Annotated in this window: 15 protein-coding genes; 8 read left to right on the top strand and 7 right to left on the bottom strand. The window is 65.1% G+C overall.

Annotated features, from left to right (window positions below; genetic code table 11):
* Nucleotides 1–14: 14 nt before the first annotated feature.
* The 5 genes from leuS to M2331_RS14570 all read left to right on the top strand — a co-directional run bounded on the left by leuS (nt 15) and on the right by M2331_RS14570 (nt 7,105).
* On the top strand, nt 15–2,570 hold the full coding sequence (gene leuS, locus M2331_RS14590; protein ID WP_181560944.1) for a leucine--tRNA ligase: 2,556 nt from the start codon (nt 15–17) through the stop codon (nt 2,568–2,570).
* A complete protein-coding gene (lptE, locus tag M2331_RS14585) occupies nt 2,570–3,067 on the top strand; it encodes an LPS assembly lipoprotein LptE (RefSeq protein ID WP_181560943.1) in 498 nt (165 codons plus the stop codon). The genes leuS and lptE overlap by 1 nt, the downstream gene beginning before the upstream one ends.
* Nucleotides 3,064–4,047 carry a DNA polymerase III subunit delta gene (locus tag M2331_RS14580; RefSeq protein WP_181560942.1) on the top strand — a complete coding sequence of 328 codons (984 nt, stop codon included), beginning with the start codon at nt 3,064–3,066 and terminating at the stop codon, nt 4,045–4,047. The genes lptE and M2331_RS14580 overlap by 4 nt, the downstream gene beginning before the upstream one ends.
* 414 nt (nt 4,048–4,461) lie before the next feature.
* Nucleotides 4,462–4,872, top strand: a complete 411-nt coding sequence (gene msrB, locus M2331_RS14575) for a peptide-methionine (R)-S-oxide reductase MsrB (protein WP_181560941.1) — start codon at nt 4,462–4,464, stop codon at nt 4,870–4,872.
* A gap of 91 nt (nt 4,873–4,963) precedes the next feature.
* Nucleotides 4,964–7,105 carry a transglycosylase domain-containing protein gene (locus tag M2331_RS14570; RefSeq protein WP_181560940.1) on the top strand — a complete coding sequence of 714 codons (2,142 nt, stop codon included), beginning with the start codon at nt 4,964–4,966 and terminating at the stop codon, nt 7,103–7,105.
* Nucleotides 7,106–7,258: 153 nt separating this feature from the next.
* Here M2331_RS14570 and lpdA read toward each other — a convergent pair whose 3' ends face one another.
* The 7 genes from lpdA to mdh all read right to left on the bottom strand — a co-directional run bounded on the left by lpdA (nt 7,259) and on the right by mdh (nt 15,561).
* Nucleotides 7,259–8,662 (bottom strand): dihydrolipoyl dehydrogenase, encoded by a 1,404-nt coding sequence (gene lpdA, locus M2331_RS14565; protein ID WP_181560939.1) that lies wholly within the window; start codon nt 8,660–8,662, stop codon nt 7,259–7,261.
* Nucleotides 8,663–8,719: 57 nt separating this feature from the next.
* A complete protein-coding gene (locus M2331_RS14560; protein WP_264572326.1) occupies nt 8,720–9,028 on the bottom strand; it encodes a GIY-YIG nuclease family protein in 309 nt (102 codons plus the stop codon).
* 50 nt (nt 9,029–9,078) lie between these two features.
* Complete coding sequence (gene odhB, locus M2331_RS14555) at nt 9,079–10,353, bottom strand: 2-oxoglutarate dehydrogenase complex dihydrolipoyllysine-residue succinyltransferase (protein ID WP_181560937.1); 1,275 nt, start codon at nt 10,351–10,353, stop codon at nt 9,079–9,081.
* A gap of 33 nt (nt 10,354–10,386) precedes the next feature.
* Nucleotides 10,387–13,206 (bottom strand): 2-oxoglutarate dehydrogenase E1 component, encoded by a 2,820-nt coding sequence (locus M2331_RS14550; RefSeq protein ID WP_181560936.1) that lies wholly within the window; start codon nt 13,204–13,206, stop codon nt 10,387–10,389.
* A gap of 99 nt (nt 13,207–13,305) precedes the next feature.
* Nucleotides 13,306–14,190, bottom strand: a complete 885-nt coding sequence (sucD, locus tag M2331_RS14545) for a succinate--CoA ligase subunit alpha (RefSeq protein ID WP_181560935.1) — start codon at nt 14,188–14,190, stop codon at nt 13,306–13,308.
* Nucleotides 14,187–14,528, bottom strand: coding sequence for a GIY-YIG nuclease family protein (locus M2331_RS14540; protein ID WP_181560934.1), 342 nt, complete (start codon nt 14,526–14,528; stop codon nt 14,187–14,189). The genes sucD and M2331_RS14540 overlap by 4 nt, the downstream gene beginning before the upstream one ends.
* 70 nt (nt 14,529–14,598) lie before the next feature.
* The gene (gene mdh / locus M2331_RS14535; RefSeq protein ID WP_181560933.1) at nt 14,599–15,561 is read right to left on the bottom strand and encodes a malate dehydrogenase; all 963 of its coding nucleotides are present in this window, start codon (nt 15,559–15,561) and stop codon (nt 14,599–14,601) included.
* Between the two features lie 450 nt (nt 15,562–16,011).
* Between mdh and groES the strand changes: the two genes are divergently transcribed.
* From groES to pepF, 3 genes are all read left to right on the top strand, one after another.
* Nucleotides 16,012–16,299, top strand: coding sequence for a co-chaperone GroES (gene groES, locus M2331_RS14530; protein WP_181560932.1), 288 nt, complete (start codon nt 16,012–16,014; stop codon nt 16,297–16,299).
* 38 nt (nt 16,300–16,337) lie between these two features.
* Nucleotides 16,338–17,984 (top strand): chaperonin GroEL, encoded by a 1,647-nt coding sequence (gene groL, locus M2331_RS14525; protein ID WP_181560931.1) that lies wholly within the window; start codon nt 16,338–16,340, stop codon nt 17,982–17,984.
* A 188-nt stretch (nt 17,985–18,172) separates the two neighbouring features.
* Complete coding sequence (pepF, locus tag M2331_RS14520; RefSeq protein ID WP_181560930.1) at nt 18,173–20,038, top strand: oligoendopeptidase F; 1,866 nt, start codon at nt 18,173–18,175, stop codon at nt 20,036–20,038.
* Nucleotides 20,039–20,064: the final 26 nt, after the last annotated feature.

Here is a 20,064-nt window from a genome sequence, read left to right as displayed (position 1 = left end):
GACCGGCCCTATTGATGAACGAGGCGAGAGTGAGCGACAGACGCTTCAACCCTGCGCAGGCTGACGCCCGCTGGCAGGCCGTGTGGGACGACAGGGAGAGCTTCAAGGCCGGCACCCGCCAGGGCGCGCCGAGAAGCTATGTGCTGGAGATGTTCCCCTACCCTTCCGGGCGCATTCACATCGGCCATGTGCGCAACTATTCCATGGGTGACGTGCTGGCCCGCTTCCGCCGGATGCAGGGCCATGACGTGCTGCACCCGATGGGCTGGGATGCCTTCGGCATGCCCGCCGAAAATGCCGCGATGGAAAAGAAGATCCATCCGGGCAGCTGGACGCGCGACAATATCGCCTCGATGAAGGCGCAATTGAAGCGCCTGGGCTTCGCGCTCGACTGGAGCCGCGAGCTGGCGACCTGCGAGCCGGATTATTACGGCCAGGAACAGGCGCTGTTCATCGACCTGTATGAAGCCGGCCTCGTCTACCGCAAGGAAAGCGCGGTGAACTGGGACCCGGTCGATATGACCGTGCTCGCCAATGAGCAGGTGATCGACGGACGCGGCTGGCGCTCGGGCGCGCTGGTCGAGAAGCGCAAGCTCAACCAGTGGTTCCTGCGCATCACCGACTTCGCCGACGACCTGCTCGCCGGCCTGGGCACGCTGGACAAGTGGCCCGAGAAGGTTCGGCTGATGCAGGAGAACTGGATCGGCAAGTCGCAGGGCATGCAGTTCCGGTTCCGGCTGGCAACGCCGGTTGGCGAGATTCAGGAGCTGGAGGTCTTCTCCACCCGGCCGGACACGCTGTTCGGCGCGAGCTTCGCGGCGATTGCCGCCGATCATCCGATTGCGCTGGCGCTCGCTCAGGACAATGCCGATCTCGCCGCGTTCGCCGAGGAATGCCGCCGGTCGGGCACCGCCGCGGCTGACCTGGAGACGCAGGAGAAGAAGGGCTTCGATACGGGCCTGAGCGTTGTCCATCCGCTCGATCCGGACTGGAAGCTGCCGCTGTTCGTCGCCAATTTCGTGCTGATGGATTATGGCACTGGCGCCGTCTTCGGCTGCCCGGCGCACGACCAGCGCGACCTCGACTTCGCGCGCAAATATATGCTGCCGGTGGAGCGCGTCGTCGCGCCGCAGGGCGAGGAGCAGGCGCCGATCCATGACGAGGCCTATACTGGCCCCGGTCGCCTCGTGAACTCGCGCTTCCTCGACGGCATGGCCGTGGAAGACGCTAAGGCCGAAGTCATCCGCCGCGCTGAGGCCGAGGGCTGGGGCAAGGGCACGACCGTTTGGCGCCTGCGCGACTGGGGCGTCTCGCGCCAGCGCTACTGGGGCACGCCCATTCCGTTCATCCATTGCTCGGATTGCGGCGTGGTGCCCGTGCCCAAGGCGCAGCTGCCGGTGGTGCTGCCCGAGGATGTGAGCTTCGACGTGCCGGGCAATCCGCTCGATCGGCACTCGACGTGGAAGCATGTCGATTGCCCCAAATGCGGCAAAGCTGCCGTGCGCGAGACCGACACGCTCGATACCTTCGTGGATTCGAGCTGGTACTTCATCCGCTTCGCCAGCCAGCCCGATGACCAGCCGTTCGACCGCGCCGAGGCCGAGAGCTGGCTCCCGGTCGGCCAGTATATCGGCGGCATCGAGCATGCGATCCTGCATCTGCTCTACGCCCGCTTCTGGACGCGCGCGCTCGCTCATATCGGCAAGATCAGCGTTGCCGAGCCGTTCGAGAGCCTGTTCACGCAGGGCATGGTTACGCATGAGACCTATGCCCGCAGGCAGGGCGAAGGCCTGCCGCCGCTCTATTATGCGCCCAGCGAAGTGACGCGCACCGCCGAGGGCGCGACGCTGCTGGCCGATGGCGCGCCGGTCGAGATCGGCCGCGTCATCAAGATGTCCAAGTCCAAGAAGAATGTCGTGGACCCGGACGAGATCATCGAGCGCTATGGCGCGGATGCGGTGCGCTGGTTCATGCTCTCGGACTCGCCGCCAGAACGCGACCTGCCGTGGAGCGAGGCCGGCATCGAGGGCTCATGGCGCTTCGTCAATCGCTTGTGGCGGATTTTCGGGCAGGTCGGCGAAACCGGCGACGGCAGCGAGGACTTGGGCCTCAAGCGCAAGCTGCACCAGACTGTCGACGGCGTCGCCAGGGACATCGAGGCGCTGGCGTTCAACAAGGGCGTCGCCAAGATCTACGAGTTGGCCAATGCCATCGAGAAGGCGGCGCCGTCCGCCACCCGCGCCGAGGCGATTCGCGCGCTGACGCTGCTTGTGGCGCCGATGACGCCGCACATCGCCGAGGAAGCCTGGGCCGAGATGGGTCATGAGGGCCTGATCGCCGACGCCATGTGGCCATCTGTCGATCCGGCCTTGCTGGTCGATGACGAAGTGACCATCGCCATTCAGGTGATGGGTAAGCTGCGCGATACGATCACCGTTGCCAAGGGCACGGACAAGGCGACGCTGGAGAGCCTTGCGCTTGCCGCGCCCAATGTCGCGCGGCAGCTGGAAGGCCGGGCGCCGAAGAAAGTGATTGTGGTTCCGGATCGTCTGGTCAATCTGGTCATCTGATGACCAGCGCTTTCTCCCGCCTCGTTTTGGGCCTCGCCCTTGCCGCCAGCCTCTCGGCCTGCGGATTGAAGCCCATGTATGCGGGCGGGCGCAGCGGGGCTGCGGCGCAGGCGCTGGCGAGCGTGCAGGTGGAGCCGATCCCCGGAAAAAATGGCTGGCTGATGCGCAATGCGCTCAACGACCGGCTGGCGGCGATGGGCGATGCTGCCCCGCGCTTTCTGCTCAAGGTGCAGCTCGATGATCGCATCGAGGGCCTGGGCGTGCGCGCGGATGACACGGTGACGCGCGAACGCCGGACCCTGCGCGCGCGCTACCAGCTGGTTGACACGCAGGATGGCAAGACCGTGCTCGACGAGACGTCAAGCTGGGACGCGGGCATCGATGTCGCCTCCAGCGAATATGCGACGGTTGCGGCCGAGGACAGCGCGCTGGAGCGACTGACCGAGATCGTCGCCGACCGGGTGCTGGCCAGCGTGGCGCTCGCCGCGCGCGAATGAGCCTGCGGGCGGACAATCAGGCCGCGCTCAAGGCGCTGGACGATCCCGCGCCGAACATCCGCCTCTATCTGCTGTACGGGCCGGATGAAGCCGGCAGCGAAGCGCTCAGCGCCCGCGTCGGCAAGGCCATGGGGGCGGGTGCCGAACGGATCGACCTGGATGGGGCGACGCTGCGCAGCGACCCGGCGCGCCTGCCGGATGAAGCTGCCGCCATCTCCATGTTCGGCGATAAGCGCTGGGTGCGCGTGCAGCCAGCGGGTGAGGAAGTCGTGCCGGCGGTCGAAGCGCTGCTGCAGGCGCCGGCGACCGGCAATCCGGTGGTGATGATCGCGGGCAATCTGCGCAAGACGAGCAAGCTGCTCAAGCTGTGCGAGGGCGACAAGGCGGTGATGGCCATCGTCAGCTATGCGCCGGAGGGCCGCAATGCCGATGCGCTGGCGGTCAGCATGGCGCGCGAGCTGGGTCTCGAACTGCCCGGCGATCTGGCCCGGCGGCTGGTTGCGCTGACCGGTGCCGAGCGCGGGCTGCTGGCCGGCGAGATCGAGAAGCTGGCACTGTATCTGGATGCCTCGCCCGAGGAGCCCAAGGCCGCCACGCCCGAGGCGCTCGATGCGCTGGGCGCGGAAGGGGGCGACCAGCAGCTCTTCAAGGCGGCGATGGTCGTGCTCTCCGGCAATGTCCGCGCCACCGAGCATGAGATGGCCCGGTTGCGCCAGAGTGGCGGCTCGCTGGCGGGGCTTGCCCGCCTTACCCTGCAACGCGCCATCGGCTTTGCGCAGGCGCAGGGCGGACAGGCGCCGCGCTTTGGCGGGCGCGGCGACGAGGAGGTGGCGCGCCGCTGGAGTGCCGAGGCGCTGGACAAGGCCATTCACCGGTTGGCCGAAGCCGAGCGCACCAGCCGCCTCTCGCACCAGATCGGCGAGACAGTGCTGGCGCAGGAGTTGATCAACGTCGCACGGCTGGGCGCACGCGGGCGCTAAGGCCAATCGACATTCAGCCCTGACGGCCTGCAAATGGCGGCCTTCCGTGCTTCCGGTGCTCACGTACCTGAAGTACGCTGCGCTCCGGGTCACGGAAAACCGCCATTTTCGTCACGTCATCATCTGAATGTCGATTGGCCCGAGGGGCGTGGACAATTCCGGGGCGATGGCGCCGGACCCTATCTCGTCGTTAGCGACGTCATCCCGGACTTGATCCGGGATCCCACTGCCTTGAAGATCGCAGGTCCAGACAGATTGAGAAACCAGAAGAAGCGGGATCCCGGATCAAGTCCGGGATGACGAAAAAGAAGGGCTCAAAGGGGGGCTTCTGCTTCCCGCAAATTCGGCGATTTTGTCCGCGCCTCCCGAACGGCCGCCATTGACGCGCCCGGGCAGGCACCCGATATTCCGCGCATGGACAAGATGAACCTCAGCGATGCCGAGTGGCGCGAGCGCCTGACTCCCGAACAATATCATGTGCTGCGCGAACATGGCACCGAGCGGGCCTTTGCGGGTGCCTATGACAAGCTCAAGGATGCCGGCATCTATCATTGCGCGGGTTGCGGCATGCCGCTGTTCGACAGTGGGCATAAATATGACAGCGGCTCGGGCTGGCCGAGCTTTACCGCGCCGCTGGAAGATGAGGCGGTCAGCGAATATACCGACACGAGCCACGGCATGCGCCGGGTCGAGGTGCGCTGCGCGCGCTGCGACGGGCATCTGGGCCATGTCTTTCCCGACGGGCCGGGGCCGGAAGGCCTGCGCTACTGCATGAACAGCGTCGCGCTGGACTTCGAGCCGCAGGGCACCGCACAGGACGATTGATATCCTATTCAGCGCTTGTAAAGGCGCTGGACGCTTGTAGCGTCCTGCACAGTTGCAGCACGCAGCGGTTCGGAGCGATACAAGGCAAGGCATGGCCAAGGCAAAATCGGGGAGCTCGATCAGGCTCTGGACCATCCGGCTGATCAAGGTCGGCATCGCACTCGCCATCGGGGGACTGATCGCGCTGGTGATCGCGGTCGTCATCGCGATGCAGTCGCTGCCGAGCTTCGACTCGCTCAAAAGCTCGCCCAATGGGCAGATGATCCGCGTCCATGCCGCGGATGGCTCCGTCCTCGTCTCGCTCGGCCCGAGCTATGGGCGCTGGCTCAACCATTCACAGATTCCCGAGGTGATGACCCGCGCTCTGGTTTCCGTTGAAGACAAGCGCTTCTATATGCACCCCGGTGTCGATCCGATCGGCGTCGCCCGCGCGGCGTGGGTGGGCTATGTCCGCCGTGGCGAGGGCCGGCGTCTGCAGGGCGCCTCCACCATCACCCAGCAGCTCGCGCGCAATATCTTCCTCAACAACAGCTATTCCGCCGGGCGGAAGCTGCGCGAGATGATCCTGGCGCTCGCCATGGAGCGCAAGTTCAGCAAGTCCCAGATTCTGGAGCTGTACCTCAACAAGGTCTATTTCGGCGGTGGCGCCTATGGCGTGGATGCCGCCAGCCGCAAGTTCTTCAATCACCCGGCGACGACGCTCAGCCTTGAGGAAGCGGCGATCATCGCCGGACTGGTGAAGGCGCCCTCGCATTATTCGCCCACCGCCGATGCCGATGCCGCCTCCGGCCGTGCCAGTGTGGTGCTGGACGTGATGGCAGCCAATGGCGACCTCACCAGTGCCGAGCGGGCCGCCGCCGATCTCGATAGCGTGCGGCTGGTGCCGGAAAGGGCGCAGGACAGCGTGCGCTACTTCACCGACTGGGTGCTGCCGCAGCTCGATACGCTGATCGACGAGCGCGAGCAGCCGCTCGACGTCTACACCACGCTCGATCCGCGGATGCAGCGGGCCGCCGTCGCGGCGCTCAAGGGCAATGTGCCGGGGGGCGCGCAGGGCGCGCTGGTCAGCCTTGACCGCGATGGCGCGGTGCGTGCGCTGGTTGGCGGGCTGGATTATGTCAGCTCCAACTATAACCGCGCCACTGTCGCCCAGCGCCAGCCCGGCTCGGCCTTCAAGCTGTTCGTCTATCTCTCTGCGCTGGAGGCCGGCTACACGCCCGAGACGCCGGTGGTGGATAGCCCGGTGACGATCAACGGCTGGTCGCCCCGCAACGATAATCGCCGCAATGTGGGCGAGATCGATGTGCGCACGGCCTTTGCCTATTCGATCAACACCGTCGCCGCCAAGCTGGGCATGGAAGTGGGCTTTTCGACCGTCGCCGACATGGCGCGGCGCTTTGGCATTTCCACGACGATCAACACGCATCCCTCGATGGTGCTGGGCACGTCCGAGGTCCACCTGATCGACATGACGCAGGCTTTCGCATCTGTCGCGCGCAAGGGCGTGGCGGTGCGGCCCTATGGCATTCTCAAGGTGACCACGGCCGATGGCGCCACGCTGTATGAGCATGAGGACGATACCAGCCGCGTGCTGGTGGCGCCCTGGGTCGCCGCGGGGATGACCGACCTGATGCAGACGGCAGTGAACACCGGCACCGGCCGCGCGGCCCAGATCGGCCGGCCGGTGGCGGGCAAGACCGGCACGACCAGCAGCAACAAGGATGGCTGGTTCGTCGGCTTCTCCAGCGGCATCACCACCGGGGTGTGGATGGGCCGCGACGATAGCCGCGCCGTGGGTGGGCTGGCCGGCGGGCGAGCACCCGCGCGGGCCTTCGCCGCCTATATGCGCACCGCCGTCGCCAATCGCCCGGTGGAGAATTTCGAGACCGAAGTGGTGCTGCCCGAGTGGCAGCTCGAACCGGACGAAGAGGCCTATGGCTCGCCCGACAATGGCATGATGGTGGACGAGAACGGCCTGCCCCTGCCGCCCGCCGAGGGCCAGAGCAGCGGTGCCGAAGGCGCGACGCCCGGCGACACCAGTGGCACCGAAGCGCCGCGCCGGATCGACCAGCGCTGGATCGATGAAGTGCTCGGCCGTGACGAACGTCCCGCGCGCCCCGCACCCGCCCAGCCGGGCCAGCAACGCCAGGCCCCGCAACAGCGTCAGGCCCCGCCGGCGCAGCAACAGCCGCAACGGGAATCGCCGTCGATCCTGCCATCGGGGATGCAGTAAGCGGGGCTGGTTGAGGCCCGGAAGAGTCTCGTGAGCGCAGGGCCGGGTGTGCGCGACGCTCTCGCCGGCATTCAGCTCAGCCAGCAAACACGCTCATATGCGGGCTAAAAGGGATTGTTCCTGACCGGACGGGCCGGTCAGGAACGCCATTCCTTACATGTGGATGGGCTTGCCGAGCACTGCCATCGCGGCTTCCTTCACCGACTCATTGTGCGTCGGGTGGGCGTGGCAGGTGTAGGCGATGTCCTCTGACGTCGCGCCGAACTCCATGGCCTGCGCGGCCTGGGCGATCATCGTGCCGGCGGGATCGGCGACGATCCATACGCCGAGCACCCGGTCGGTCTCGGCATCGGCGATCACCTTCACGAAGCCGTCGGTGGCGCTGATCGCCTTGGCGCGGCTGTTCGCCATCATCGGGAACTTGCCGACCTTGATCTCGCCCTTCTCGCGGGCGGCTTCCTCGGTCAGGCCGACACCGGCGATCTCGGGGCTGGTGTAGACGACGCTGGGGATGACGTCATGATTCACGATGCCGGTCATGCCGGCGATGTTCTCGGCGACGGCAATGCCTTCATCCTCGGCCTTGTGCGCGAGCATGGGGCCGGGAATCACGTCGCCAACGGCCCACACGCCATCGACCTTGGTGGAGAAATCGGGACCGGTCTCGATCTGGCCGCGCTGGTTCAGCTCCAGCCCGATCTTGTCGAGGCCGAGGCCCTGTGTGTTCGGGCGGCGGCCGATGGCGACCAGCACCGTATCGGCCTCGATCGTCTCGGCGGTGCCACCGGCGGCCGGCTCGACCGTCACGCTGGCTTTTCCGCCCTTGACGGCAACGCCGGTCACCTTGGTGCCGGTGCGGATATCGAAGCCCTGCTTGGCGAACAGCTTGGCGGCTTCCTTGCGCACCTCGCCATCCATGCCGGGCAGGATCTGGTCGAGATACTCGATCACGGTGACCTTGGCGCCCAGGCGACCCCAGACCGAACCCAGTTCGAGGCCGATGACACCGCCGCCGATCACCACCAGATGATCCGGCACCTTCTTGAGCGCCAGCGCGCCGGTGGAATCGACCACCACGCCCTTGTCATTATCGACCTCGACGCCGGGCAGCGGCGTTACGCTGGAGCCGGTGGCGATGACGATGTTCTTGGCGGTCACGGTCTTGCCGGCCACCTCGACGCTGTGCGCGTCCTTGAAGCTGGCGAGCCCCTTGAGCCATTCAACCTTGTTCTTCTTGAACAGGAACTCGATGCCGCCGGTGAGGCCCTTCACCGCCGCATCCTTGTCCGCCAGCATCGCCGGCAGATCGAGCGATACCGAGCCGAGCTTGATGCCGTGCTTGGCCAGCACGCCATCCTTGGCCTCATGGAACAGGTGCGAGGCGTGCAGCAGCGTCTTGGAGGGAATGCAGCCGACATTGAGGCAGGTGCCGCCCAGCGTCTCCCGGCTTTCCGCGCAGGCGGTCTTCAGCCCAAGCTGCGCGGCGCGGATCGCCGCCACATAACCGCCCGGCCCGGCGCCGATTACGAGAACGTCATAGTCGAACTGGTCTGCCATTACTCGCTCCATTGACCGGTCACCGCTTTGTGTTCCTGCGGAGGCAGGAACCCACGGCTAGGTCGCAATCACCGACCACAGATCGCGCCATTCGGGATTGTTCTCCCTGATCAGGCGGACTTTCCAGGCCCGTTTCCATTTCTTCATCTGCAGTTCGCGCAGCCGCGCTTCCTGCAGATCGTCATATACTGCGTACCAAACAAGGAGCCGGCAACCATAGCGTTTGCTGAACCCTTCGACATGGCCCTCGCGATGTTGATGGCATCGCGCGACAAGGTCGCTCGTGACTCCGAGGTACAGCGTGCCATTAGGCTTGCTGGCCATCAGATATAGGAAGCCACGTTTCGTCGTTTCATCTCCGCCGATGGGCTCCTGCCTTCGCAGGAGCACGGGCTAGTTTGCGATGTTTGCCTGCCTCACAAATCGATGAGCAGCCGCGTCGGGTCCTCGATGGCGTTCTTCAGCGCGACGAGGAAGGTCACCGCTTCGCGGCCATCGACCATGCGGTGATCGTAGCTGAGCGCGAGATACATCATCGGGCGCGCGACGATCTGGCCATCGACCACCACGGCGCGCTCCTCGATGCGGTGCAGGCCGAGCACGCCGGACTGGGGCGGGTTGATGATCGGCGTCGACATCAGCGAGCCGAACACGCCGCCGTTGGAGATGGTGAAGGTGCCGCCGGCCATGTCCGCCATGGACAGCGTGCCCTCCTTGGCGCGCTTGCCGAAATCGGCGATGGTCTTCTCGATTTCGGCGATGCTCATCGTCTCGGCATTGCGGATGACCGGCACGACGAGGCCATTGGGCGCCGACACCGCGACCGAGATGTCGCAGAAATCATTGTAGACGATCTCGTCGCCCTCGATCTGCGCATTGACGCCGGGGATGTCCTTGAGCGCCATGCACGCGGCCTTCACGAAGAAGCCCATGAAGCCCAGGCGCACGCCGTGCTTCTTCTCGAACAGATCCTTGTATTTGGCGCGCGCGGCGATGACGGCGCTCATGTCCACATCGTTGAACGTGGTCAGCAGTGCGGCGTTGTTCTGCGCTTCCTTGAGGCGCCGCGCGACCGTCTGGCGCAGCCGCGTCATCTTGACGCGCTCCTGATTGCGCGACGGGCCGGACGTGCCGGCGGCCGGTGCCGCTGCGGGCGTGGCTGCGGCAGACTCGCTCGCGACGGCGCTGCCATCGGCGATGGCGGCCATCACGTCGTCCTTGGTCAGGCGGCCGTCCTTGCCGGTGCCCTTGATCTTGCTGGGGTCGAGGCCATGCTCGAGCACCAGCCGGCGCACGGCCGGGGAGAGGGTGATGGCGCCAAGCGTGCTGTCGCCGTCATGCACAGCCTGGGCGGGAGCCGGTGCCGGCGTCGGTGCAGGAGCCGCTTCGGTCTTGGTCGGTGCCGGCGCGGCAGCTTCCGCCTTGGCAGGCGCAGGCTTGCTAGCCGCAGCCGCGCCTTCCTGCACGGTGGCGATGACGGCGCCGACATTCACGGTGTCGCCTTCCTTCACCAGCAACTCGCCCATCACACCGGCAACCGGTGCGGGGACTTCCACCGCAACCTTGTCGGTTTCCAGGCTGGCGATCGGCTCATCGGCCTTCACCGCGTCGCCGGGCTTCTTCAGCCACTGGCCTACCGTCGCTTCCGTGACGGATTCACCCAGAGTCGGCACTTTCACTTCAGTGGCCATGTCTTTCCTCCTGCCCGGCGCGACCTGCGCGGACTATGCTTTCTTCTGGCGCTTGATTTCGGCGCGAACATTGTGACCGAGCGCGTCGGCGATGAGCGCACCCTGCTCGGCCTGGTGACGGCGGGCAAGGCCCGTGGCGGGCGATGCCGAAGCCTTGCGACCTGCGTAGCGGGCGCGCATCGGTGCCTTGCCGGCCTGATCGAGCGCCTCCTCGATATACGGCTCCACGAAGAACCACGCGCCATTGTTGCGCGGCTCTTCCTGGCACCACACCACTTCCTCCAGCGCGGTCATGCGCTTGAGGCGCGTGGCGAGCGCCTCGGTCGGGAAGGGATAGAGCTGCTCGATGCGGACGATCTGCACGTCCTTGTCGCCTGCTGCATCGCGCGCTTCCATGAGGTCGTAGGCGACCTTGCCGGAGCACAGAACCAGCCGGCGCGTCTTCTCGTCCGCCGCGGGCGCGGGGTCGGAGAGGATGCGCATGAAATGGCGATCGCCCTGGAAGTCCTCGGCCTTGCTCACCGCCAGCTTGTGCCGCAGCAGCGACTTGGGCGTGAAGATGATCAGCGGCTTGCGGAACGGGCGCAGCATCTGCCGGCGCAGGATGTGGAAATAGTTGGCCGGCGTGGTGCAGTTGGCGATCTGGATATTGCCTTCCGCGCAGAGCTGCAGGAAGCGTTCGAGCCGCGCGGAGCTGTGCTCCGGCCCTTGCCCTTCATAGCCGTGCGGCAGCAGCAGCACGAGGCCATTGGCCCGCAGCCACTTGGATTCGGACGAGGCGATATACTGATCGATGATGATCTGCGCGCCATTGGCGAAATCGCCGAACTGCGCTTCCCACAGCACCAGGCTCTTGGGGTCAGCCATGGCGTAGCCATATTCAAAGCCCAGCACGCCATATTCGGAGAGCGGGCTGTCATAGACCTCGAAATGGCCGTGCGGCACGGTGTTGAGCGGAATATACTTCTTCTCGCTGTCCTGATCGACCCAGACGGCGTGGCGCTGGCTGAACGTGCCGCGCCCCGAGTCCTGACCGGACAGGCGCACGCCATAGCCTTCCGACAGCAGTGAACCGAAGGCCAGTGCCTCGCCCGTTGCCCAGTCGAAATTCTCGCCGGTCTTGAACATCTCGGCCTTGGCATCGAGCACGCGCCGCAAGGTGCGGTGGACGTTCACGCCTTCGGGCACCGTTGTCAGCGTCCGGCCCAGGCTCTCGAACAGCTTGGGGGAGACGGCGGTTTCGACATTCTTGCGCGCGGTTTCGATGTCGGCGGGCTGATGCAGGCCGGACCAGCGACCGGCGAACCAGTCGGCATGATTGGCCTTGTAGGTCTTGGCCGATTCAAACTCTTCCTCGAGATGATCGACAAAGCCCTCGACCTGCGCGGAGAGGAACGAATCGTCCACCACGCCCTCTTCGCGCAGACGCGAGGCATAGACCTCGCTCACCGGCGGATGCTGCTTGATGCGCGCATACATGAGCGGCTGCGTGAAGCTCGGCTCGTCGCCCTCATTGTGGCCGAAGCGGCGGTAGCACCACATGTCGATCACGATGTCGCGATGGAAAGTCTGGCGATATTCGATCGCCAGCTTGCAGGCGAAGGTCACCGCCTCGGGGTCATCGCCGTTCACATGGATGATCGGCGCCTGCACCCCCTTGGCGACATCGCTCGGATAGGGCGAGCCGCGCGAGAATTGCGGGCTGGTGGTGAACCCGATCTGGTTGTTGACGACGAAGTGGATGCAGCCGCCGGTATTGTAGCCGCGCACGCCGGAAAAGCCGAAGCACTCCCACACAATGCCCTGGCCGGCAAAGGCCGCATCGCCATGGATGAGCACGGGCAGCACCTGCTTGTGCTTGCCGGGGCCGATATCGTCGCGGAACAACTGCTGCGCGCGCACCTTGCCGAGCACGATCGGGTCGACCGTCTCCAGGTGCGAGGGGTTGGGCACCAGCGACATGTGGACATTGATGCCGTCGAAATCACGGTCGGTAGATGTGCCGAGATGGTATTTCACGTCGCCGGAGCCGCCGACATCCTCGGGATTGGCGGTGCCGCCCGAGAACTCGTGGAAGATCACGCGGAAGCCCTTGGCCATCACATTGGCCAGCACATTGAGGCGGCCACGATGGGCCATGCCGTACACGATCTCGCGCACGCCGAGCTGGCCGCCATATTTGATCACGGCTTCGAGCGCCGGAATCATGGACTCGCCGCCATCGAGGCCGAAGCGCTTGGTGCCGACATATTTACGGCCGAGGAACTTCTCATATTGCTCGGCCTGGATGACCTTGGCGAGGATCGCCTTCTTGCCCTCGGGCGTGAAGATGATTTCCTTGTCCTTGCCTTCCATGCGGTCCTGCAGGAAGCGGCGCTCCTCCACATCGGAGATGTGCATATATTCCAGGCCAACATTGCCGCAGTAATTGGCGCGCAGAATGTCCACCAGCTCGCGGATCGTCGTCCACTCAAGGCCGAGCGCGCCGCCGACATAGACCTTGCGGTCCTGCTCCGCGCCGGAGAAGCCATGATATTCCGGCGTCAGATCGGCCGGCAGGTCGCGCTGGCTGAGGCCGAGCGGATCGAGATTGGCCGCCAGATGGCCGCGCACCCGGTAGGTGCGGATGAGCATCATCGCGCGGATCGAATCGGCGGCCGCCTTGGCGACATCGGCCTGCGAGGCGGGCGCGCCGCTCTTGGCGGCGGCGGCCTTGATCGCCACCTGCATCTGCGTGGGGTCGAGCGCGGCGGTCAGGTCATCCGTGCTGTCGAGTGGCCAGCCCTTGCGCGCCCAGCTCGGCCCTTGTTCGGCCTCTTGCGCGCCGCTGAATTCCTGATTCTCGTAACCCATCGGTTCGATCCTTGCCTCTCTCCGCCGGGCGGAAGACGCCTGTGCCGCCATCCCGGACCGGCCTTTTAAGGCGTCCCGGGTGAAGCGGCTGTTAACCACCTACGCCTTGAGCACCTCAAGCAGCGTCGTGCCCAGCTCCGAAGGGCTGGCCGCAACCTTGATGCCCGCTGCTTCCATCGCCGCGATCTTGCTTTCCGCATCGCCCTTGCCGCCGGAGACGATCGCACCGGCATGGCCCATGCGACGGCCCGGAGGCGCCGTGCGGCCCGCGATGAAGCCGGCCATCGGCTTCTTGCGGCCCTTCTTGGCCTCGTCGATCAGGAACTGCGCGGCCTGCTCCTCGGCATCGCCGCCGATCTCGCCGATCATGATGATGCTCTGCGTCGCCTCGTCGGCGAGGAACAGCTCCAGCACGTCGATGAAGTTGGTGCCGTTGACCGGATCGCCGCCAATGCCGACGGCCGTCGTCTGGCCAAGGCCCGCATTGGAGGTCTGGAACACCGCCTCATAGGTGAGCGTGCCCGAGCGCGACACGACGCCGACGCTGCCCTTGCGGAAGATGGAGCCGGGCATGATGCCGATCTTGCACTCGTCCGGCGTCAGTACGCCGGGGCAGTTCGGGCCGATGAGGCGCGACTTGCTACCGGAGAGCGCGCGCTTCACGCGCACCATGTCGAGCACCGGAATGCCTTCCGTGATCGTGACGATCAGCGGCACTTCCGCGTCGATCGCTTCCAGGATCGAATCGGCGGCGAATGGCGGCGGCACGTAGATGACGCTCGCGGTGGCGCCGGTCTTGGCCACGGCTTCTTCCACCGTGTCGAACACCGGCAGGCCGATGTGGCTGGTGCCGCCTTTGCCCGGCGTCACGCCACCGACCATCTGCGTGCCATAGGCCAGCGCCTGCTCGGTGTGGAACGTGCCAGTCGCGCCGGTCATGCCCTGCGTGATGACCTTGGTGTTCTTGTCGACGAGGATGCTCATGGGCTCGCTTCGCTTCCTTGTTCCCCGGCGAAGGCCGGGGTCCAGTTCTGACAGATGGACTCGAACAGATCGTTCCAGTCCGGGTTTATCTCTTCAATGAGGCGCAGTTTCCACTGACGCTTCCATTCCTTGATCCGCAGTTCGCGCTGCCGCGCGTTCTGAAGATCGTCATGGGCTTCGTACCAAACCAGTAGCTTGCAGCCATATTTGCTGGTGAAGCCCTTGATCTCTCCTGTCCGATGCTGCGTGACCCGTCTCACCAGATCACTCGTCACACCGGTATAAATCGTCCCGTTCCGCCGACTTGCCATGATGTAGACATAGCCGGCGCAGGTCATTGCATCACCGCCGCTGCTGGGCCCCGGCCTTCGCCGGGGAACAGGAAGAGCAAGCGATGCGCTTCATCGCTTACGCCAGGCTCGGATCGATGCCCTTGCACGCCACCAGCAGTTCCTTGACCGCATCGACGCTGACCTGGAGATTGCCCTTGGCTTCGTCATCCAGCTCGATCTCGACGATCTGCTCGACGCCGTCCTTGCCGATGATCACCGGTACGCCGACATACAGGCCGTCGACGCCGTACTTGCCCTCGACATAGGCGGCGCAGGGCAGCAGGCGCTTCTGGTCGCCCAGATAAGCTTCCGCCATGGCGATGCCGCTGGTCGCGGGCGCATAATAAGCCGAGCCGGTCTTGAGCAGGCCGACGATCTCGCCGCCGCCCGAACGGGTGCGCTGCACGATGGCGTCGATACGCTCCTTGGTGGAGCGGCCCTGCTTGATGAGGTCGGGCACGGGAATGCCGGCGACCGTGGAATATTGCACGACCGGCACCATGGTATCGCCATGGCCGCCGAGCACGAAGGTCGTGACGTCCTTGGCGGACACTTCGAACTCTTCGGCGATGAAGTGGCTGAACCGGGCCGAATCGAGCACGCCGGCCATGCCGACGACCTTGTTGTGCGGCAGGCCGGAGAATTCGCGCAGCGCCCAGACCATCGCGTCGAGCGGGTTGGTGATGCAGATCACGAACGCGTCGGGCGCATTGTCGCGAATGCCCTCACCGACGGCCTTCATGACCTTGAGGTTGATGCCGAGCAGGTCGTCACGGCTCATGCCCGGCTTGCGGGCGACGCCGGCGGTGACGATGATGACGTCGGCCCCGGCAATGTCCGCATAGTCGTTGGAGCCGGTGATCTTGGCGTCGAAGCCTTCGACCGGACCGCACTGCGAAAGATCGAGCGCCTTGCCCTGGGGAATCCCTTCGACCACGTCGAACAGGACGATATCGCCAAGCCCTTTGAGAGCCGCGAGGTGAGCAAGCGTGCCGCCGATATTGCCGGCACCAATAAGCGCGATCTTCTTCCGGGCCATGCGCGTCTCCTTCTTTGCGCGGTGGTCGATGAGGCGCCCATAGGCCCAATTTCCTTACCGTTCAATGACGATCGGGCCAGATTTCGGCTTTTCTTTGCGATTAGTTCGCAATATCATTTGGGGGCGTTCAGCCGGTCCTTGAGGCGGATGAGTGACCGTCATCGATGGATCGCCCGCCTTCGACGCGATACCGTCCAACGGCCGAGAACGCCGAACGGTCCACCGCGCGGGCAAAAGAACGAATAGTTTTTTGCTGCACTGCGCCTTGACGTGGGGTTCGACCGACCCATATGGCGGCCGTTAGCACTCACTCGCTGACAGTGCTAACACAGTGTTTCACAGGCGGGGTGCCGGAGTCGGTATCCGGGGGGCGCGCAGGCTTCGGCAAGGGCCGGCCGGGCGATCCATCGGAGAGCGACAGCGCCCGCCGCTATGGAAAGGACTTGGATAATGGGATTTCGTCCGCTGCACGATCGCGTGCTCGTTCGCCGCATCGAAGCCGATGAGAAGACTGCCGGTGGCATCATCATTCCCGACAGCGCCAAGGAAAAGCCGCAGGAAGGCGAGATCGTCTCCGTGGGCACGGGCGCCAAGGCGGAAGACGGCAAGGTGACGCCGCTCGACGTCAAGGCCGGTGACCGCGTGCTGTTCGGCAAGTGGTCCGGCACCGAGGTCAAGGTCGACGGTGAAGACCTGCTCATCATGAAGGAAAGCGACATTCTGGGCGTCATCGCCTGATTTTCGCACTCCGTTGAATTTAAGGAAGGACTAGCAACATGGCAGCCAAGGACGTCAAATTTTCCCGCGATGCCCGTGAGCGCATCCTGCGCGGCGTGGACATTCTCGCCGATGCAGTGAAGGTCACCCTCGGTCCCAAGGGCCGTAACGTCGTGATCGACAAAAGCTTCGGCGCCCCCCGCATCACCAAGGACGGTGTGTCGGTCGCCAAGGAAATCGAGCTCAAGGACAAGTTCGAGAACATGGGCGCCCAGATGGTGCGCGAAGTGGCCTCGAAGACCAACGACATTGCCGGTGACGGCACCACCACCGCGACCGTTCTCGCCCAGGCGATCGTGCGCGAGGGCATGAAGTCGGTTGCGGCCGGCATGAACCCGATGGACCTCAAGCGCGGCATCGACCTCGCGGTGACCAAGGTTGTCGAGGACCTCAAGGCCCGCTCCAAGGCCGTTTCCGGCAACAAGGAAATCGCCCAGGTCGGTATTATCTCGGCCAATGGCGACACCGAAGTCGGCGAGAAGATCGCCGAGGCCATGGAAAAGGTCGGCAAGGAAGGCGTGATCACGGTCGAGGAAGCCAAGGGCCTCGATTTCGAGCTGGACGTCGTGGAAGGCATGCAGTTCGACCGCGGCTACCTCTCGCCCTACTTCATCACCAACCCCGAGAAGATGCAGGTCGAGCTGGCTGACCCCTACATCCTCATCCACGAGAAGAAGCTCTCCTCGCTGCAGGCGCTGCTTCCGATCCTGGAGGCCGTGGTGCAGTCGGGCCGTCCGCTGCTCATCATCGCCGAGGACATTGAGGGTGAGGCTCTGGCCACGCTCGTCGTCAACAAGCTGCGTGGTGGCCTCAAGGTCGCTGCCGTGAAGGCACCGGGCTTCGGTGACCGTCGCAAGGCCATGCTGGAAGACATCGCCGTCCTCACCAAGGGCGAGGTGATCTCCGAGGATCTCGGCATCAAGCTCGAGAACGTCACGGTCGGCATGCTCGGCACCGCCAAGCGCGTCACCATCGACAAGGACAACACCACCATCGTCGATGGCGCTGGCGATGCGGATGCCATCAAGGGCCGCACCGAGCAGATCCGCGCGCAGATCGAGACGACCACGTCCGATTATGACCGCGAGAAGCTGCAGGAGCGTCTGGCCAAGCTGGCTGGCGGCGTGGCCGTCATCAAGGTTGGCGGTGCGTCCGAGGTCGAGGTGAAGGAGCGCAAGGATCGCGTTGACGATGCGCTGCACGCCACCCGCGCGGCTGTCGAGGAAGGCATTGTCCCCGGCGGTGGTACGGCTCTGCTGTACGCCACCAAGGCGCTGGCCGGCCTCAAGGGCGTCAATGACGACCAGACCCGCGGCATCGACATCATCCGCAAGGCCATCGAAGCGCCGCTGCGTCAGATCGCTCAGAATGCGGGCTTCGACGGTGCCGTCGTCGCTGGCAACCTGCTGCGCGAAAATGACGAGACCCGGGGCTTCAACGCTTCGACCGACGTCTATGAGAACCTGGTGGAAGCCGGCGTGATCGACCCGACCAAGGTTGTGCGCGCGGCTCTGCAGGACGCGGCTTCGGTTGCCGGTCTGCTCATCACCACCGAGGCGACCATTGCCGAGCTGCCCGAGGACAAGTCCTCGGCTCCGGCTGGCATGCCCGGCGGCATGGGCGGCATGGGCGGCATGGACTTCTAAGAAGTTCACCGTTTCTTCTATCAGGGAAGGCCGTCGGGAAACCGGCGGCCTTTTCCTTTGGGCAACGGCGGGCCGTGCGGGCGCGGACGGTTTCGCACAAGCATCTTCCCATCGGCGCGCAATGCCGACACAGTGGGGCATCGCAACCTGGCGCTGCCTGTTCCGCGGCGCCCGATCAGGATGACCGCATGACCGACCTTTCCCGCCGCGAAGCCGTGGCCGCCGCCGCCCTTGCCGGCCTCGCCGCGCTGGCGCCCGCGTCGCTTGCCGCGCAAACCGCCTCCAACCGGGATCTCACCTGGGATCTCAGCGCGCTTTATGCCGATGATGCCGCGTGGGACACCGCCCGCCGGTCCGCGCTCGAGGCGGTCAAGGGCATGGCGGCCTATAAGGGGCGGCTCGGCGAAAGTGCCGAGACGCTCGCGGCGGCCTTCACCATGCAGTCCGATCTCTACCGGCAAATCCTGCGCGTCTATGTCTATGCCAGCCTGCGTGCCGACGAAGATGTGCGCGTGTCTGCGAACCAGGAGAAGCAGGGGCAGGCGGTTGACCTGTTCACCGCGTTCAGCGAGGCCAGCGCCTGGATCGCGCCGGAAGTGCTCAGCATCGGCGAGGCGAAGATCAAGCAGTTCATCGCCGGGAATGCCGTGTTGCGCGATCGGTTCGATCATGCGCTGGCCGACATGCTGCGTCGCGCGCCGCATACGCTCTCGCCGGAAGGGGAAGGGCTGCTGGCGAGCGCAACATCCGTGCTCTCCGCACCGGGCGACATTTCGGACCAGCTGCGCAGTTCGGACATTCCCTGGCCCAGCATCACCCTGTCCACCGGCGAAAAAGTGAAGCTCGACAATCAGGGCTATACCGTCCACCGCGCGGCGCCCGAGCGGGCGGATCGCAAGGCGGTGTTCGATGCCTTCTGGAAGACCTATGGGGAGTTCCGCAACAGCTTCGGTGCGACCTATCTGGCGCAGGTCCGCGGCAATATCTTCGATGCGAAGGCGCGCAAATATCCCACCGCGCTGGCGTCGGCCCTCGCCGGATCGAATGTGCCTGAGGGCGTCTATCGCACCTTGGTGGCGGAAACGAACAAGGGCCTGCCCCAGCTTCACCGTTATTTCGAGCTGCGCCGCCGGATGCTCAAGCTGCCGGACCTCCATTATTACGATATCTATCCGCCGCTGGTCGAAACGGGGCGCCGCTTCTCGCTCGACGAGATGCGTCGACTGACGCTTGCTGCGGTGCAGCCGCTGGGCCCCGATTATGCCGCCTCTCTCTCACGCGCGACGGCTGCGCGGTGGATGGACCCGTGGCCACGGCCCGGCAAGCGGCCGGGCGCCTATATGCAGTCCAGCGCCTATGACGTGCATCCCTATCTGCTGCTCAACCTGAGCGACGAATATGAGAGCCTGAGCACCTATGCGCATGAGTGGGGCCATGCCATGCACAGCCTGCTCGCCAATGCCGCGCAACCTTTCGAGAAAGCGGATTATCCGATCTTCACCGCCGAAATCGCCTCGACGCTGAACGAGCTGCTGCTGCTCGATTATATGGAGTCGCAGGCCAAGACGCGCGAGGAGAAGCTCTTCTATCTCGGCCAGCGGATGGAGAATATTCGCGGCACCTTCTTCCGCCAGACGATGTTTGCCGAGTTTGAGCTGGTGGCGCATGACCGGGCCGAGGCGGGCGACGGTCTCTCCGGTGGCGCCTTCACTACGCTCTACACCGATCTGCTGGCGCGCTACCATGGGCCGAAGGTCGGCATGGAGCCGGCCTATGGCAATGAATGGGCCTATATCCCGCACTTTTACAACAGCTTCTATGTCTACCAATATGCCACCTGCTTCTCCGCCGCCGTCTATTTCGCGGGAGAGATCAAGCGCGGCGGGGCGAAGGCGCGGGACAATTATCTGGCGGTGCTCAAGGCCGGCGGCTCGGATTATCCGGTTGAGATTCTCAAGCGCGCGGGGCTGAACATGGCGGGGCCGGAGCCCTATCGTGCCGTGGTCCAGCTCCTGTCGGATACGCTGGATGAGGCCGAGGCGCTGATGGCCTGAGCGAAGACCGGCGCGGGGAGTTTTCA

The sequence above is a fragment of the Sphingobium sp. B10D7B genome (assembly GCF_025961955.1).
In the GTDB taxonomy this organism is placed as follows: domain Bacteria; phylum Pseudomonadota; class Alphaproteobacteria; order Sphingomonadales; family Sphingomonadaceae; genus Sphingobium.
Note: the sequence above shows the minus strand (reverse complement) of the source record. Positions and strands in the feature narration are given on the sequence as shown.